The 16460-nt window shown below is 43.0% G+C and carries 14 protein-coding genes; 8 read left to right on the top strand and 6 right to left on the bottom strand.

Features of this window, described 5'->3' with window-relative positions; genetic code table 11:
- Positions 1-159: 159 nt before the first annotated feature.
- The gene (locus LQZ07_RS16685) at positions 160-1881 is read left to right on the top strand and encodes a sugar phosphorylase (protein WP_227981224.1); all 1722 of its coding nucleotides are present in this window, start codon (positions 160-162) and stop codon (positions 1879-1881) included.
- 264 nt (positions 1882-2145) lie between these two features.
- Positions 2146-2706 (top strand): outer membrane beta-barrel protein, encoded by a 561-nt coding sequence (locus LQZ07_RS16680; protein WP_152781402.1) that lies wholly within the window; start codon positions 2146-2148, stop codon positions 2704-2706.
- An 81-nt stretch (positions 2707-2787) separates the two neighbouring features.
- Here LQZ07_RS16680 and LQZ07_RS16675 read toward each other — a convergent pair whose 3' ends face one another.
- Both LQZ07_RS16675 and LQZ07_RS16670 read right to left on the bottom strand, forming a co-directional pair.
- On the bottom strand, positions 2788-4911 hold the full coding sequence (locus LQZ07_RS16675; RefSeq protein WP_152781400.1) for a methyl-accepting chemotaxis protein: 2124 nt from the start codon (positions 4909-4911) through the stop codon (positions 2788-2790).
- A 222-nt stretch (positions 4912-5133) separates the two neighbouring features.
- The gene (locus tag LQZ07_RS16670) at positions 5134-5916 is read right to left on the bottom strand and encodes a hypothetical protein (RefSeq protein WP_152781398.1); all 783 of its coding nucleotides are present in this window, start codon (positions 5914-5916) and stop codon (positions 5134-5136) included.
- Positions 5917-6034: 118 nt separating this feature from the next.
- Between LQZ07_RS16670 and LQZ07_RS16665 the strand changes: the two genes are divergently transcribed.
- Positions 6035-6319, top strand: a complete 285-nt coding sequence (locus LQZ07_RS16665) for a hypothetical protein (RefSeq protein ID WP_152781396.1) — start codon at positions 6035-6037, stop codon at positions 6317-6319.
- A gap of 142 nt (positions 6320-6461) precedes the next feature.
- Here LQZ07_RS16665 and LQZ07_RS16660 read toward each other — a convergent pair whose 3' ends face one another.
- The 4 genes from LQZ07_RS16660 to LQZ07_RS16650 form a co-directional block, all read right to left on the bottom strand.
- Positions 6462-7172: a flagellar brake protein gene (locus LQZ07_RS16660; protein ID WP_152781395.1), complete on the bottom strand. Its 711-nt coding sequence runs from the start codon at positions 7170-7172 to the stop codon at positions 6462-6464.
- Positions 7173-7211: 39 nt separating this feature from the next.
- Positions 7212-7337 (bottom strand): hypothetical protein, encoded by a 126-nt coding sequence (locus tag LQZ07_RS24600; protein ID WP_016401765.1) that lies wholly within the window; start codon positions 7335-7337, stop codon positions 7212-7214.
- Positions 7338-7472: 135 nt separating this feature from the next.
- Positions 7473-8684 (bottom strand): glycosyl transferase, encoded by a 1212-nt coding sequence (locus LQZ07_RS16655; RefSeq protein WP_152781393.1) that lies wholly within the window; start codon positions 8682-8684, stop codon positions 7473-7475.
- A gap of 2 nt (positions 8685-8686) precedes the next feature.
- Positions 8687-9568 carry a mannosyl-3-phosphoglycerate phosphatase gene (locus LQZ07_RS16650; RefSeq protein WP_016401763.1) on the bottom strand — a complete coding sequence of 294 codons (882 nt, stop codon included), beginning with the start codon at positions 9566-9568 and terminating at the stop codon, positions 8687-8689.
- 317 nt (positions 9569-9885) lie between these two features.
- Here LQZ07_RS16650 and phoB point away from each other — a divergent pair, with 317 nt between their 5' ends.
- From phoB to LQZ07_RS16625, 5 genes are all read left to right on the top strand, one after another.
- On the top strand, positions 9886-10578 hold the full coding sequence (phoB, locus tag LQZ07_RS16645) for a phosphate regulon transcriptional regulator PhoB (RefSeq protein ID WP_040307168.1): 693 nt from the start codon (positions 9886-9888) through the stop codon (positions 10576-10578).
- Positions 10579-10584: 6 nt separating this feature from the next.
- The gene (gene phoR, locus LQZ07_RS16640; RefSeq protein WP_152781391.1) at positions 10585-11883 is read left to right on the top strand and encodes a phosphate regulon sensor histidine kinase PhoR; all 1299 of its coding nucleotides are present in this window, start codon (positions 10585-10587) and stop codon (positions 11881-11883) included.
- 158 nt (positions 11884-12041) lie between these two features.
- Complete coding sequence (locus LQZ07_RS16635; RefSeq protein WP_194164098.1) at positions 12042-13463, top strand: transglycosylase SLT domain-containing protein; 1422 nt, start codon at positions 12042-12044, stop codon at positions 13461-13463.
- Between the two features lie 176 nt (positions 13464-13639).
- Complete coding sequence (locus tag LQZ07_RS16630; RefSeq protein ID WP_152781387.1) at positions 13640-15103, top strand: polysaccharide lyase family 7 protein; 1464 nt, start codon at positions 13640-13642, stop codon at positions 15101-15103.
- Between the two features lie 246 nt (positions 15104-15349).
- Complete coding sequence (locus tag LQZ07_RS16625; RefSeq protein WP_016401758.1) at positions 15350-16324, top strand: PstS family phosphate ABC transporter substrate-binding protein; 975 nt, start codon at positions 15350-15352, stop codon at positions 16322-16324.
- Positions 16325-16460 lie beyond the last annotated feature (136 nt).

Below are 16460 nucleotides of genomic sequence, written 5' to 3'. Positions count from 1 at the left end.
CTAGCTAAAAAAAGCAGGTGGTATTTATTTCACAGTTTATTCATATAAAACAATTGCTTAATTTTAAATGTGCTCGAGCGACCCAGTTAGCTAGCCTTGGCATAGTTATTGGAAATACTTTATTAATAGAACGCTAAGCAAGCCATGGTGGGAGCCTTTATGGAAGAACTCAAGTTATTACTTAAGCAAGTATATGGAACATCCTTAGACCCCAATTTAAGCCAAGACATCATCCAAAAGATTGAACAAAGCAAAGCCGGCTTTCCTCGCTATCAAGCTTGGTCTGAACAAGACGTGATATTAATAACCTATGGTGACAGTGTATTAAGCAATGAGTTAATGCCTATACAAAGTTTGCATCAGTTTTTACGCGAGTACTTATCGGGCTTAGTGAGTTCGGTGCATATTCTACCTTTTTTCCCCTTTAGCTCCGATGATGGCTTTTCGGTGATCGACTACTATCAAGTTAACTACAGCCTTGGTGATTGGACCGATGTAGCCAAGTTAAATCAAGATTTTGAGTTGATGTTTGATTTAGTAATGAACCACTGCTCACGCCAAAGCTTATGGTTTAATGATTTTGTAAATGGCTCTGGTGAGGGGCAGGACTACTTTGTTGAATCGGATCCAACGCTTGATTACAGTGCTGTAACCCGCCCACGAACTAGCCCGCTAATTGTTGATGTTTATACCCGCCAAGGCTTAAAACATGTTTGGGCCACCTTTAGTGATGATCAAATAGATTTAAATTTTGCTAATCCTAAAGTGCTGTTAGCCTTTGTGGATATTTTCTTGTTCTATTTAAAGCATGGTGCCCGTTTTATTCGTTTAGATGCTGTGGCCTTTGTATGGAAGATTCTCGGCACTAACTGTATTCACCTGCCACAAACCCACGCCATTGTTAAATTGCTGCGCTGGGTGATGGAGCAGCTGGACCCTAATATGGTGTTAATCACCGAAACGAACGTGCCTCACCAAGAAAACATTAGCTATTTTGGTGAAGGTGACGAAGCCCACATGGTCTACCAGTTTGCGCTACCTCCTTTGCTGCTGCATGCTTTAAACCGCGGTAACGGCCATTACTTAACAGCGTGGGCGAGGGATTTAGTGGCTTTGCCAAAAGGCTGTAACTACTTCAACTTTGTTGCGTCGCACGATGGTATAGGGGTGAGGGCGGTTGAACAGATCATTCCCAAACACGAAATTGCAGACTTAGCTGAGTCGGTACATAATTTTGGTGGCTTTGTAAGCATGAAGTCTAACGGAGATGGTACTCAAAACCCTTACGAGCTAAACATCTCCTTATTTGACGCTTTACAAGGAACACGTACCGGATCAGACCAATGGCAAGTCGAGCGCTTTTTATGTAGCCAAAAACTGCTATTGAGCTTGCAAGGTATTCCCGGCATTTACATTCATAGCTTAACCGCCACCGAAAATGACCAATCGTTGGTTGAGCAAACTGGTCGAACTCGCTCAATTAACCGTCATCGCTGGGATCGTCAAGATTTTGAGAAACTATTGGCACAAGAGCATAGCTCACAAGCTCTGGTTTTTCAGCGCTATCGCGATTTACTGGCCTTACGTAAAACTATTGCAGCTTTTCATCCTGAAGCTGCCCAGCGGGTTTATGACTGTGGTGACGCCCTGTTTGTATTACAGCGAGGCGATGCCCCAAGAACTGCAGACGACGGCGCTAAGCGCAATGGCTTGTTGGCCGTGTTTAATTTGACCAAATACCCACAACAAGTAGAGCACTACGCGCAGCTACCACAGGCTTATCAAGCTGAATGTGAAGACTTACTGAGTGATGAAAAAGTGATACTGGCTGAGTATAAGCTCAAGCCTTATCAGGTGCTGTGGTTAGTGCCAGATTTGTAAATTGGTATACCAATAGTTGTTTGTTTACTATTGTTTTGCTTGATTTTTTCATTCCTTTTGTTTGTTTTGTATGGTTTTTATGCTTTATTGAATCTTTTATCAAAGATGAGAGATTTGTCTACAAAAAGATAAATCTCACTCTTGATTGGTTCACCAATTTGCTGTTTAATCCGCCGTTGTTCTTTTGCCTTATTTTACTTTTAAAGTATTAAAGGGCTAAGGCTTCGCAAAACGATTTCTGCAATTTATGTATAAGGATATGCAATGAAAAAAGCAGCATTAATTGGCCTAAGTTTGTTGGCATTTGGCGCCAATGCATCTGATGCTCCTCGAGATTTTTACGTAGGTCTAAACTTACGTCCTACCGGTACAATTGACATTGACGCTCTGAGCCAAGATCTTGATTTAGGGGCGTCGTTCGCTTTCGGTAAGCGCTTCGATTTGGATGGCGGTTGGCTTATCGACGGCGAAATCGAATACCTATATATGGGAAGCAACACGATGAGTAATAATGGTCTTAGCATGGAAACAACTGGTTCAGGCTTGTCGTTAAATGTAAAACCTACTTACAAGTTTTCAGATAGTGGTTTGTACCTAGCTGGATTGGTCGGTGTAGGCTCATATAGCGTAGAACTTGAAGTTAGAGACGACCAAGGCTCTATTAAAGCTGAAGATGATGGATTAGGTTTTACCTACGGTCTTGAAGCGGGTTACGATGCAAACAGATTCGGTTTAGCGCTAGGCTATAAAAATGTTGCCGCAGATATAGATAGTCTATCAGTTGATTACTCTAGCTTTTATTTTGGCGCTAAATACAAGTTCTAGGCTTGGGCTTAGTTTAAAATATTTAGCTAAATAAAAAACCAGCGCCAAGCGCTGGTTTTTTAGTTTAGGGATGATGGTTGCTTATGCGGCTTTGGTTACTTCAAAGCGCTCAACCAGTTGATGCAGGCGAATAATTGAGTTTTTCACTAGCGTGGTTCGGCGAGTTAGTTGCTGAGATGATAGCTCTAAGGAAGAGGTCGTCACTTGAGCCTGCTCGGCAGTTTCGCTATGACGTTCACTGTTGCCAGCAATCATATTAATGGTTGTGAACATACTTTCGACCGCTTGTTGTAGTTCGTCGCTACGGCTGCCAGAGTCCAGCAGGGCAGAGCTTTGGTCAACATTTTTAACGCCTTGCTCCATGTAATCGACAGCCGTTTCGGTTTTAACACGCAGTTTACCCATGGTGTTGCCAATGTGCTTGGCAGCGTCTGAGGTTCGCGTGGCAAGATTTCTCACTTCGTCGGCTACGACCGAAAAGCCACGACCATGTTCACCGGCGCGTGCAGCTTCAATGGCGGCATTTAGCGCCAGTAAGTTGGTTTGCTCGGTGATCTCGGTAATTAGCTTCACAATGTCTTCGATTTGCTTCATTTCATCGTTAACTTGGTTAACGCTTTTAGCTGAAGCCTCAACAATGCGTTTGATTTCTTGAGTATTTTCTACGGCATGCTGGTACTCGGTTTCGGCATTTTCAACCATGTCGGTCATTACTTGCTGTAGGTTTTCGGCAGACTGAGTGGCTTTAACAATGTCGGTTTGTTGGTGTTGCGCTAAGTTAAGCAGCGAATCGATGGAATTAGAGGTTTGTTGAGTACAATTATCAACCACTCCACAGCGACGCAGCATAGAGCTGCTTACTTGTTTAACCTCATTAGAGGCGTAAATAATTCCGCCGACAACGCCTTCAAGGTTATCAATAAAGCTGTTAATCCAACGGCCTAAATCACCGGTTTCGTCGGGCTTAAACTTACTAGCATCTAAGCGACGTTTTAAGTCGCCATCACCTTCGGCAATGGTTTGAATCACCCCACTCATGTTTTCTAAACGTCTAGCCAATGGCTTAGCGACGATTTGTTTAAAACCAAAGAAGCTAAGGGCAGAAAATAACACCAGTAGCCCAGCTAGTTGATTAATGCTAAGGGCGAATTGTTGAGCAATTAATAGAGGAGGTACAAGGCTAAGCAGTGAGCTTATTAAGTATTTGTTGCTTAACTTATGGCTTAGTGAACGATGGCGATATACTTCTTCAAGGTCGGCTTCACACATCATGCCCCAACGATCAAGCGAACCGCGCAGCTGAAAGGTAATGCCTTTACCAATCACCGGAATGTGTCGGTAATCCGAATAACCGGGGTAATCGATAAACAGGTTACTGCCATTTTTGATGGTTTCTCTCACGCCCGGGTGTAGCTCATTTGTGGCTGGATCAGTAAATCTAATTTCAAACTCGGTATGTTTGGCTACTTTTACTGTGCCCCAGTCGGTGCTCACTCCAGATTTTAAGTTTTCTCCATGAGAAAAGGTATTGTCTTCAAAGCGTGAACGAGACAATGCGGTACCTGGCTTAATGCTCTGGTCAAAATTAGCATCCACCATGAAAATGTAATTGTCACCCGACTCACTATATATGTGACCAGCTTCGCGCTGAATTAAATCACCCAATACATCGTTAGGCACTCGGCCACATAAGCAGCCCACTACTTCACCGTTAACCTCCAAAGGCTGGTAGAACATTAAGGTAACTTGGTCATGAAATTTTGAGCTAGACGGGCCAGGGGCTAGGGTGCGTGGATCTTGATAAGGGCCGTGCAAAAATTGCTGGCTAAGGCCTTGCTCTAGGGCTTGTTTGCTAGCAGCTATTTGTCCGGTATGTGGCTTATAGCTACTGGCGCTAACCTTGCCTTGAGAATCAACAATAAACAGTTCAGAGAAGTCACTATTGCGGCTTAGCAACTGAGACAGAACTTCCGGTTGTTGTTCTAAGGGTTTGGTGGCGAGATAAAACATAGCATCTTGAAGAAAATCCCATTGGGTATTGGCCCAGCCTTGTAATAGTTTTACTCGTGTATTCGAGATGCTTTCAAAGGTTTGTTTTAGTTGTGGCTTTCGTTTTCGGTTTAACCAGCTCGCTTTACGCATAGCTAGCTTTCCGCTGTTACCAAAAATAGGTAACCAGTGTTTTTCTTGTTGTGTTAATTGCATAGAGTCTAAGTCCATTTATATTATTTTTTGCCTTTTTTAAGCAAAATTAATGCCTTGCATTAAAATGGGGCTTATTTTTGATGCTTTTGTTTGTTTTCTGTTCGCTTTGGTTGTTTTGTGTACTTGCTTTGTGGTCTTTAGTGGTGCTCGCGTCTCAATGTGGTGCGTCTATGCCTTGTTAAAGCGCGTTTTTATGGCTTGGCCTTATGAAGAAATGAGCGACTAATAGCTATAAATACCTGATTCGAAACCTGTATCTTGGCAATTTGGGCTACTCAGCAAAATAAGTGCTAGATGATCTATTAAGAACTCTTGAACACAATGGTTATTGGGAGCAGGGAGGCTTAGGAAACCATTGGCTGATAATTCGGCTTTTTCACCTTCTATATTGCTAACAAATGTTTGGCTTAACTCTAGGCTTTCACCCGAAATGTGAAACAGCATTTGTGGTGAGTCAGAGAACATTTGAGTGCTAGTTTTAGGGCTCGGTGACAGTGCTTTTCGGTAGAACCTTACATCTCCGCAAGAACTTGAAAATAGTAAGTTGCTGTCTTCTTGGCTAAAGCTATAGTGATGATCTGATAAGCTGCCGTTATAAGCTAGCATGCAGGATTTGTTTTCTAGGTAAGCTGTTTCAAGACTCACCACTCGTTGTACTAACGCTCGTTGTTCAAGTTCACGGTCTTGGGAGTAGTCATCCCAAAACAACACTCTGCCATTTTGGTCGATGGTGGCTACATGGTCATTTGCTTGGTCACGATAGATTCCAGCAGTGGTTAACGTGGCTCCCTTTGGTGGAGCGGGAATGTGGCCGTTATTGCCGTTTCTATCGCAATTGCTGCTGCATTTACTACGCAAATCTACGCCTCCTTTAGGTTCACAGGCGCTAAGCAATAGTAATGCACTTACTGCAAATAGTAGTTTAATGATTAGTGAAGCTTTTAGTTCTGGATGAAAAGCGAATAAATAACCTTGTTTGAATCCACACTTTGTTGGTCCACTCATTTTGTTATCCTCATAATTGATAGCATTACTGCGCTTTGGTTTTGTAGCTTGGTGTTAGCTTAACAAAGGGACTTTCTATATATTGGAAGGCTGAGAGAACTAAATTACGGATTTTGGAATGCCAGATTTAGACAGCGAAGGGTATGAGTTTTTTGGGCTTAAGGATGCGCAAATACGTGGGATGCAAATAGAGCGTTTAGAGTTTTTAATGGCCAACTTGGCTTGGTCTAAAAAAACCTTAGCAAATAAAGCGAATTTACCTACCAGCTCGGTTTACGCAAAATTAGATCGCGAAGGCACCAGCCAACTAACCATGTTAGACATGTGTGCTATTGCAAAAGCCATGGATATTAGTGTGGTGCAACTATTGCCGCTTACTGCGGCAGAGAGAGGCTGGCGTTAAGCCTCCGGCAAAAGCTTCTATGTTAAAAATGTGGGATGCTCTATTGTCGAGAAATGCAGAACAATTAGAAGTTATCTATCAAATAGATAAATTTCTTCACGACAAAAAAGGCTAAGTTAGCAGCGCTGTTCATTGCTGCTTTTTAGGCCGCCAAGCTAGGGTGGTTAAACATATTAAGCTTGTTGAATACTGCTTTGAGCTGTTTGTTGGCATCAAATTGAATGCCCACTCTCAATTTGTCGCTGGTTTGCTGCTGGCTTTTAATGGTGCCGTTTAACACTATTGGCTTTTCTGGGTTGAGTGGGAAACGTAAGATTATTTGTACAAACACCATACTTAAGCTTTGAGATGGCGCTGCTAATTCTATGCGACAGCCACCCTCCGACAAATCTAGTACTACGCCTTCCAACATATTGCTGGATGCTTCCTCAGCCGAAACGCTGGCTGCTTGCTGCTCACTAATTACTACTGGTAGGTGAGTATTAATGCGGCTTTTATGGCGAAGCTGAATAAACTCGATCTGCTCTGGGTATTCAACAAATAGCATAATTTGTGGCTTTTTGTTTATGGTGATGAGCTTGGTTTTAAAGGCGACACACAGGCCTGCATCACCCTCAACGATCATTCTTATCACACAGCTTTTACCTTCAAACATATGGTCTTGCTGCTGGGCATAAATATGTTGAGGCAAAGAAAAGGCAAAGTAAGCGCCTTCTTGATAACCCACCAATTTGGCTTTAATTCGTAGTTGCTTGTTTGCCGACAATTGAATGTCGACCATTGCGCCAGGGCTTAACTTAGTTAGGGTATTTACAATGGTTGGTCTATCAGTGGTGATTTGATGTTTACTCAAGTTGCGAACCCTCTTGTTATTGCCCTGCGGCGTTATACTTTACTGATCAAATTGCGAGCTTTGGCTACTGCGTGAGTCTAGTAATTCTTCAGCCATAATCTCAAAATCTAGCGCTAATACGGTGGCTAAAAAAACGATCATTGCTGCCATTCGTTTACGATTCATATTCATTACTTCCGTTGTGCTTATCTGTAGCGATTGTAAGAAGGGATAGGATGTTAAATTGACTTTTTACGAATGCGGGGCAATAAAAAAGCTTGTTCAAAGAACAAGCTTTTTAGTGAGAGTTAATCTGAAAATCTAGCGGTTATCAGCTTCAACAGCTTCGTACAAACGCTCTAAAAAGTCTGGCGCTGCACTTTGTACTCGGTTCCAACTTGGAATAAATGGTGTGGCTGAAGGATTTTCTAAGAAGGTTTCACCTGCTTGCATTACTGCTTTAGAAAACAGCTCTACCGCGTCTTCTTCCGAGTGACGATCTAGAGTTAAACCATTGATTAATGCGTCTGCATGGTAATTTTCAATGAAATCTAAGGCCATGCGGTAGTAAGTTGCTTTTAGTGTACGTAGTTTGCCGGGGCTGAATGTATGTCCTTGGGTTGCTAGTTTACGGATCACTGCTTTACTAATATCGGTGGCCATTTTAGCTAAGCCAGCGTCTAAGTTGTCTAGGCTTAAGTCTTGGTGTTTATGGTCGTAAACATCCGCAATGTCTACCTGACAAATTCGGTTAGTGGAGTGATTGCGGTAAATTTCAGATAATACGCCTATCTCTAAACCCCAGTCTGAGGGAATACGCAAGTCATTTAATACGTCTGACTGCATTGAAAACTCACCCGCTAAAGAGTAACGGAAGCTATCTAGGTATTCTAAGTAATCGTCATAACCTTCAATTTTCTTCAAGGCTTTTAATAGTGGCGTTACTAGTAAGCGGGCCACGCGGCCATTTAGTTTGCCGTCGGCATGGCGGGCGTAAAAACCTTTACAAAACTCGTAGTTAAATAGAGGGTTGGCTACAGGGTACATTAGGCGAGCTAACATGCTTCGGTCGTAGGTGATAATGTCACAGTCGTGCAGACCCACTGCTTTGCTTTTTCCAGACGCAAGCGCGTAACCAAAACAATACCAAACGTTTCTGCCTTTACCGGGTTCTTTAGGGGCTAAGTTGTGCTCCGCGAGTTGGGCGTCTAAGGCGCGCAGGCGAGGGCCGTCGTTCCACAAAATACGTACGTGCTGCGGTAAGCCCGAGAAGTATTCTTTTGCGTAAGCAAATTGCTCTTCGGTGGCACAATCTAAACCAATGATGATTTCGCTTAGGTAAGGCACCTTAGCTAACTCTTCAACAATGGTTGCCAATGCCGGGCGCTCTAGCTCCGAAAATAGCGAAGGTAGAACCAAACTCATAGGTCTAACTTTTGAAAACGCTATGAGCTCCTGTTCTAACTCTTCGAGTGGACGATCAGTTAAGTTATGTAAGGTAGTCACAATACCGTTTTGATAAAAATCAGCCATGGTTATGCTCCATTAAGTAAGGAATGTAAAATTTGTTGCATCGATTGATGCCAGCCATGCGGCCCGGGGTGGGGTGCTTGGCAAGAATTAGGGTGGTTAATTACCAGTGCTTGCGAGTGTTTGCGAGGAATCACTACTGGAATGTCAGCTTGTTCCAGCATACTAAGGTCGTTATCGCTATCACCTAGGGCTATGTTGGTAAAATTGCGCTGAAAATGGTCTTTATATATTTTGTTAAACCAGTGCATGGCGTCGGCTTTATCAAACTTGGCTTTTACATGATAAAAGCGACCCCCTTTTATTACCGCTAAATTGTGTTCGGCAAGCTTCTCGGTAAACACCTTTAGTTGCGCATCGCTGTCATTCCAAAGTAGTGGCTCTGAGGCCATTCTTTGCTTGGCCAATTGCGCATCGTATTTTGCTAAACCGGTATTAAGCTGTACTTCGCTTAGGTTCATATCATTAAACCCTTGGAAGCGAAAATGGTGCTGTTGGCGCAAAACACTAAGGTATTGGCAAATGTCGGGGTAGCTAGGGCCAAAGGTCTTAATTTTCCAATGCTGTTTGCCAACATTAATAGGGCTGAGCTGCTCATGTTGAATAGGGCTGTCGGCTGGAATACAAACGGCTGAGCCGTTTTCGATGGCAAAAGGCTGTTGTAAGGCCATCTTTTTCTGAAGCTCTAATACTTCCATAAAGGTTTTACTGGTATTAAAGATAACCGGCACTTTTAGAAGCTTTAACTGGTTTAAACTGGGTACGGCAGCCTCAAAACTATAACTATCATGATCTAACAAGGTGCCATCTAAATCCGTAAATACCAGTAAGCTACTGGCGGTGGTGTATAGCTCTGTTGATGATAGTTGCTTAGCGAAATACTGCATGCTGCCCCTAAATTTAACTGAATGAGTTTCTACAAGACGAAGCACGAGCAATGCCACAAAGGCAAAAAACTTTTATCAAGACTTAGTAAATCTCATATTTATCAATAGTTTGTTAAGGGTTTAATATTCATTGGTTTAGCTTCTAGAGGCGGAAGCTTTGAACCTATGTGGTGCAGGCTGAACAATATACTCTTGCTTTGCACCAAAATGGCAAGTGCTATATTTACTTAAGCCTTTGATTTACACTGAGGCTTGTCATAAATCTGTCATTAATACGTCGCATAATTGCCACAGTTTCTTAGATTGAGATGAATGAGATGCCCAGGAAGATACTCGTTGTAGAAGATGAAGCTCCAATCCGCGAAATGCTATGTTTTGTATTAGAGCAGCATGGTTATGAGCCGATTGAAGCCGCCGACTATGACCAAGCTTTAGCTAAACTAACAGAACCTTACCCAGAGTTAGCTCTGTTAGATTGGATGTTGCCTGGTGGCAGTGGGATTTCAATTATTAAGCACATGCGTCGCCACGATCTTACTCGTCAAATTCCGGTTATTATGTTGACCGCAAAAGGCGAAGAAGAAGACAAGGTTCAAGGTTTAGAAGCCGGTGCAGATGATTACTTAACTAAGCCTTTCTCGCCTAAAGAGTTAATGGCACGTGTTAAAGCGGTAATTCGCCGTATATCACCTACTTCATTAGAAGAAACCATTGAAGTACAAGGCTTACGCCTTGATCCGGTTTCTCACCGTGTTAGCGTTGAAAATGAACCCTTGGATATGGGGCCAACAGAGTTTAAGCTACTGCACTTCTTTATGACTCACCCTGAGCGTGTTTATAGTCGTGAGCAGTTGCTCAACAACGTTTGGGGTACTAACGTGTATGTGGAAGACCGAACAGTGGATGTGCATATTCGTCGCTTACGTAAAGCGATTGGCCTTCAAGGATATGACCGTTTAATTCAAACTGTACGAGGTTCCGGTTACCGTTTTTCAACTAGGGTGAAGTAAATACGGATGTTTGTGCCTTTCTCTTGGCAACGAGTATTGTGGCGAGTGGCCTTGGTGTACTCGCCTTTATTTGTTCTGGGTATGTTTACCGGTTATACCCTAGAAATGTGTTTGTTGGCAGCGGTCATACATATTGTATGGATGTACACCCAACAACATAAATTGCTTGATTGGTTATATAACCAACGAAAGTTATCCCCTCCGCATGGTTCTGGCAGTTGGGAGCCGGTGTTCCACGGCATTTATAACATGCTTAAACGCCGTTTAGGCCGTGAGCGAGAACTAGCCCAATTGATGAAGTACTTTCGTTTGGGCGCCGAAGCTTTACCCGATGCCATTGTAGTGATTAACCAAGATGGCGCCATTTTGTGGTGTAACCAGTTAGCCCAAGGCATGCTTGGTTTAAAGTGGCCAGCCGATGCTGGGCAGCACCTAACCAACCTTGTTCGTACCCCCAAGTTTGTAAATTACCTGCGTAAAGCCCGTTTCGATCAACCTCTTGAAATAGTTAGCCCTGTGCAAAGTAATGTGTGGTTAGAATTTCGTGCCATGCCCTATAGCCAACAACAGTTGCTATTAGTGATTCGAGATGTGAGCCAGCTACGTAAACTGGAAAAGATGCGCAAACGTTTTGTATCTAATGTTAGCCATGAACTGCGCACACCTTTAACGGTAATGCGTGGTTATTTAGAAATGCTCGACCAAGATGAAGTTGACCCAATGATTTGGGGCAAAGCGCGCAATACCATGTTGGACCAAAGTAGCCGAATGGAGAACTTGGTTAATCAGCTGCTTACTCTGGCCAAAATTGAATCAGCCTCAGTGGAAGATAATCAAGAGACCATTAACTTCTCGAGCATGGTGGGTAATCTAGAGGCTGAAGTAGCTGGTTTAGCAAAAGATAAACAGTTAAGTTTTAGTTTTGACATCGCCCCTGATATAGAAATTAAAGGTGATCGTGAACAGCTACGTAGTGCTTGTGGCAACCTTGTGAGTAATGCCATTAAGTATTGCGGGCAACCCGGCGAGATCCATGTGAGTTTATCGCTGATTCCGCAGGGCGCGCTGTTTTTGGTTAAAGACTCTGGCCCGGGTATTGAACGTAAACACCTACAACGTCTTACCGAGCGTTTCTATCGCGTAGATAAAGCGCGCTCTCGCGACACTGGTGGTGCTGGCCTTGGTTTATCTATTGTTAAACATGCACTGCAACATCATGATAGCCAGCTTAAAATTAAGAGCAGCGTGAGCAAGGGCAGTACCTTTAGTTTTATCATTCCTCGTAAGCTGTTTATCCAGCAATAAGCCTCTTGGTGAAGCCAGCAAAACGTTTGGCTTCACAGCTTTCAATTCTGCTGATACTTTTTGAACAATTGAGCTTATACTGAAGTATAAGTTTGATTTGTAATGGTATTCCTTTGAAATTACAGGGTCTTTTACGCAATTTTATCTTAATGCTGAGCATGGCTTGGCTCGTCTTATTCGTCTTGCCTAGTGCAGCGGTGGAAGACGAGGTGGAGCTTCCAGAGAGTAGCGATTTACTGCAATTTCCTTTTTATATTCGCGAACCTTTTGTTGGTGACCTACCCGAAATTAAAGAGCGCAAAATTATTCGTGCCTTGGTGACTTACGGGAAGTCAGATTTTCATTTGGCAGATGGTCGGCCGCTTGGCATTCAAATCGAGTTGCTGCATTTGTACGAGAAGTTTCTCAATCAAGGCATCAGGCGTGATGTAGAAAAAACCAAAGTGAAAATCGTGCCAGTGCATTTTGACCAACTTATTCCTGCTTTAGAAGCGGGCAGAGGAGATGTGGTAGCCGCCTTTTTAACCGCAACCCCGGAGCGAGAGAAACAACTGCGTTTCGCCTTAGGTAATGCGGAAGGGGTGAGTGAAGTATTAGTGAGCAATAAAGATGCACCTAAGGTAACAAGCTGGGAAGAACTATCGGGTAAAAAGGTCTACGTGATGGATGGCAGCAGTTATGCCGAGCACTTAAAAGCCCTCAATTTCACCTTAAAAATGCGCGGCGTTAAACCGATTAAAGTAATAGAAGCCGATGGTAACTTGTTGTCTGAAGATATTTTGGAGCTGGTGAACGCGGGAGTGATGCCTTATACCATTATTGATGATTACAAAGCACACTTGTGGGAAAAGGTGTTTAAAGATATTCGGATCAATGAGCAACTTACAACCAGTCGCAATCAAAGCTTAGGCTGGGCGGTACGTAAAACTAATCCTAAGCTACAAGAAAACTTACAAGAGTTTGTAAATAAGCAAGTTAAACAAGGAAGTCTACTAGGCAATACTTTGCTTAATCGCTATTTCGACCATACTGCGTGGATCAATCGTTTAGCCAACTCTGAAGACCGAATGCGTTTTAACCGTTATGTGCCTTTCTTTAAAAAGTATGCCAATGAATACGACTTTGATTACCTAGCGATTGTTGCCCAGGGTTATCAGGAGTCCGGCTTAGATAATACCAAAGTTAGCCATCGCGGGGCGCGCGGTATTATGCAGTTATTGCCTTCAACGGCTAAACAAATGGGCTACAGCGATTTAAGCGATCCTGAACAAAATATCGCGGCTGGAATTAAATACTTGGCCTGGTTGCGTACACATTATATTAATGAAGAAGGCATTGAAGACAGTGAACGCATGGCCCTCATTTGGGCGGCCTACAATGCTGGGCCCACTAAAATGAACAAAATGCGCCGACTCACTAAAGAAATGAATTTAGATCCCAACCTGTGGTTTGGCAATGTGGAAATAGCAGCAGGGCGTATTATTGGCAGAGAAACAGTGCGTTATGTCTCCAACGTTTACAAGTATTACATCGCCTATACCTTAGCCTTAGATTTAGAGGGCGACAGAGAAGAGGAGTAGCAGCTGCTTTTACCTCTTAGTGGGTGGGTGAGTGTTTAATCGAAAAGCGAGCAGAAATGCTCGCTTTTTTTAGCTGGTTCACAAGCTGGATAATTGCTTTAGCGAGTAGATTGCCAATCTTATCTTGTAAATATAGTATTGTAATACATTTAAAGTTGTTATGGACAATACTTAATATGAAGTTGATTGGAAAGCCCCTTGGCTTGGTGTTGCTGTTATCTTTGGCGGGGTGTGGCGGTTCTTCTGAAACCGCTGGAGTGGCTGATCCTGGCAATGAGCCAAGTACGCCCGAAGAGCCAACGACTCCTGAGCCACCCACAGACCCAATAGACCCAAGTTGCTTTAGCCCTAAAGTGCTCAGTATTAGCCAAGCCAGTGATGATGGAAACCATAAAGTAGGCTATGGGCCAGAGAACTCTATCGACGGTAACTATGACAGCGAATCGCGTTGGTCGTCGGAAGGGATTGGCAAGCAAATAACTTACAGCCTAAGTAGTCCTTCAATTGTTACGAGTATTAACCTTTATTGGCTGAACAATACCAGTCGGTTTGCCTATTATGATTTAGCAATTTCTACCGATAATCTGCAGTGGCAGGATGTAGTGACAGGCGGAATGTCTGACAAAGCTACCGGTAGTGCCGAAGTGATTACGCTAACAGATGAATTAATTGAAAATGTTCAATACTTGCGCTTAACCGGCAACGGCAACTCAGAGAGTAATTGGAACAGTGTCATTGAAGTTACTGCAGAAGGCTGCAACGACGAAGTTATTACCGAGCCGGTTGAAGACCTTAACCCATCTTTACCACCATCAGGCAACTTTGACTTACAAGATTGGTATTTGAGCATACCTACTGATACCGATAACTCTGGCACTGCAGACTCGATTAAAGAGTCTGAGCTAAACAACGGTTATGAGAACAGCGAGTATTTTTATACCGGAGCCGATGGTGGCATGGTATTCAAAACCCCTATCTATGGTTATAAAACCTCCGCAAATACTACTTATGTTCGTACCGAGTTACGTGAAATGCTACGACGTGGTGATACCAGCATAAGTACCCAAGGTGTAAATAAAAACAACTGGGTATTTTCTAGTGCGCCTAGCAGCGCGCAAAATAATGCGGGAGGAGTGAACGGTGAACTGTTTGCCACATTGGCGGTAAACCATGTCACAACTACCGGGGAAGATTATCAAATTGGTCGAGTAATCATTGGTCAAATTCATGCTAATGATGATGAGCCGATCCGCCTTTATTACCGTAAGTTGCCTAACAACGATAAAGGGGCTATCTATTTTGCTCACGAGTCGCGAAATCAATCTGATGATGATTGGGTGGAGATGATAGGTAGCAGAAGTAATACTGCGAGCAATCCCTCCGATGGTATCGCGCTAGATGAGAAATTTAGCTATCGCATTAAAGTTGTCGCTAATACCCTAAGCGTTACCATTATTCGTGAGGGTAAAGCTGACGTTTCTGCAAGCTACGATATGAGCGACAGCGCTTACGACGACCCAGACCAATATATGTACTTTAAAGCTGGGGTATACAATCAAAATAAATCTGGCGATGTTGACGACTACGTGCAAGCCACTTTTTATGCTTTGAGTAATACTCACCAAGGTTATAATCCTTAAAATTAAAAGCTCGGTAGACTATCTACCGAGCTTTTCCAGCTGCTTTATCAAAAAAACACTATTATTTTCTGTGGTTAATTGTCTGCTAATTCAATTAGTTATTTTCATTGCTTGGCAAAAAAGACAGTTTTTTTACGAAAATAATAGACTGACATATAACTGTCATACTGCAGAAATATAATTGTCATCGAATTCACCAATACTACATGACGAAAATAACTCAACGCGTCATTTATGGAGATAAAGATGACATTTAAAAAATTGCTTAGTGCAGTAGCTATTTCTGCCTCATTGGTAACAACTACCGTACTTGCAGCTGGCCTGGATGCCACTCTTCCTGAATACAAGAAAACAACTGGTGTTTCAGGTAACCTTTCATCTGTAGGTTCTGATACTTTAGCCAACATGATGACTTTGTGGGCTGAAGAATTTAAGCGTGAATACCCTAACGTAAACGTACAAATTCAAGCTGCTGGTTCTTCTACTGCTCCTCCAGCTCTAACTGAAGGTACTTCTCAGTTCGGCCCAATGAGCCGTCAAATGAAGAGCAAAGAAGTAGAAGCTTTCGAAAAGCGCTTCGGTTACAAGCCAACTCCAGTTCGCGTAGCTATCGACGCATTGGCTGTATTTGTTCACAAAGACAACCCAATCGAAGGTTTAAACCTTGCTCAAGTTGACGCTATCTTCTCTTCTACTCTTAAGTGTGGTGAGAACGCAGTTGCTGACCGTTGGAGCCAAGTTGGTCTAGAAGGTTCTTGGGCTGATAAAGACATTCAATTGTTCGGCCGTAACTCAGTATCTGGTACTTACGGTTACTTCAAGAAGAAAGCACTTTGTAAGGGTGACTTCAAGAACACTGTAAACGAACAGCCTGGTTCTGCTTCGGTTGTTCAGTCTGTATCTTCTTCTTTGAACGCTATCGGTTACTCAGGTATCGGTTACAAAACCTCTGGTGTTAAAGCTGTTGCTCTTGCCAAGAAAGGTAACGACTACATTGAAGCTACTTTAGACAACGCCGCTACTGGTAAGTACCCACTATCTCGCTTCTTATACGTTTACGTTAACAAGCACCCTAACAAGCCATTAGCACCAATGGAGCGTGAGTTCCTAAAAATGATTCTGTCTAAAACAGGTCAAACAATTGTTGCTAAAGACGGTTACGTACCACTACCTTCAAAAGTAGTTATGGCTGACCTAGAAAAATTAGGTATCTCTCTATAATCTGGAGTAGCTAATAATAAAACCTCGCTGCGGCGGGGTTTTTTGCTTTTAAGTCTCCACCAAAACTCGCCATCAGCGCTACCTTCAAGCAACTCTGTTGAACTTCTCAGGCCTTGCCGCCGTACTCTAGATACAT

The organism is Agarivorans sp. B2Z047, assembly GCF_023373605.1.
Classification (GTDB): domain Bacteria; phylum Pseudomonadota; class Gammaproteobacteria; order Enterobacterales; family Celerinatantimonadaceae; genus Agarivorans; species Agarivorans albus.
This window is presented reverse-complemented; position numbering and strand designations above follow the sequence as displayed.

Bases quoted from the DNA above. Each gene is read 5' to 3' on its own strand.
- LQZ07_RS16685 (WP_227981224.1), top strand. From the start codon at position 160: ATGGAAGAACTCAAGTTATTACTTAAGCAAGTATATGGAACATCCTTA.
- LQZ07_RS16680 (WP_152781402.1), top strand. From the start codon at position 2,146: ATGAAAAAAGCAGCATTAATTGGCCTAAGTTTGTTGGCATTTGGCGCC.
- LQZ07_RS16675 (WP_152781400.1), bottom strand. From the start codon at position 4,911: ATGCAATTAACACAACAAGAAAAACACTGGTTACCTATTTTTGGTAAC.
- LQZ07_RS16670 (WP_152781398.1), bottom strand. From the start codon at position 5,916: ATGAGTGGACCAACAAAGTGTGGATTCAAACAAGGTTATTTATTCGCT.
- LQZ07_RS16665 (WP_152781396.1), top strand. From the start codon at position 6,035: ATGCCAGATTTAGACAGCGAAGGGTATGAGTTTTTTGGGCTTAAGGAT.
- LQZ07_RS24600 (WP_016401765.1), bottom strand. From the start codon at position 7,337: ATGAATCGTAAACGAATGGCAGCAATGATCGTTTTTTTAGCCACCGTA.
- LQZ07_RS16655 (WP_152781393.1), bottom strand. From the start codon at position 8,684: ATGGCTGATTTTTATCAAAACGGTATTGTGACTACCTTACATAACTTA.
- LQZ07_RS16650 (WP_016401763.1), bottom strand. From the start codon at position 9,568: ATGCAGTATTTCGCTAAGCAACTATCATCAACAGAGCTATACACCACC.
- phoB (WP_040307168.1), top strand. From the start codon at position 9,886: ATGCCCAGGAAGATACTCGTTGTAGAAGATGAAGCTCCAATCCGCGAA.
- phoR (WP_152781391.1), top strand. From the start codon at position 10,585: ATGTTTGTGCCTTTCTCTTGGCAACGAGTATTGTGGCGAGTGGCCTTG.
- LQZ07_RS16635 (WP_194164098.1), top strand. From the start codon at position 12,042: ATGGCTTGGCTCGTCTTATTCGTCTTGCCTAGTGCAGCGGTGGAAGAC.
- LQZ07_RS16630 (WP_152781387.1), top strand. From the start codon at position 13,640: ATGAAGTTGATTGGAAAGCCCCTTGGCTTGGTGTTGCTGTTATCTTTG.
- LQZ07_RS16625 (WP_016401758.1), top strand. From the start codon at position 15,350: ATGACATTTAAAAAATTGCTTAGTGCAGTAGCTATTTCTGCCTCATTG.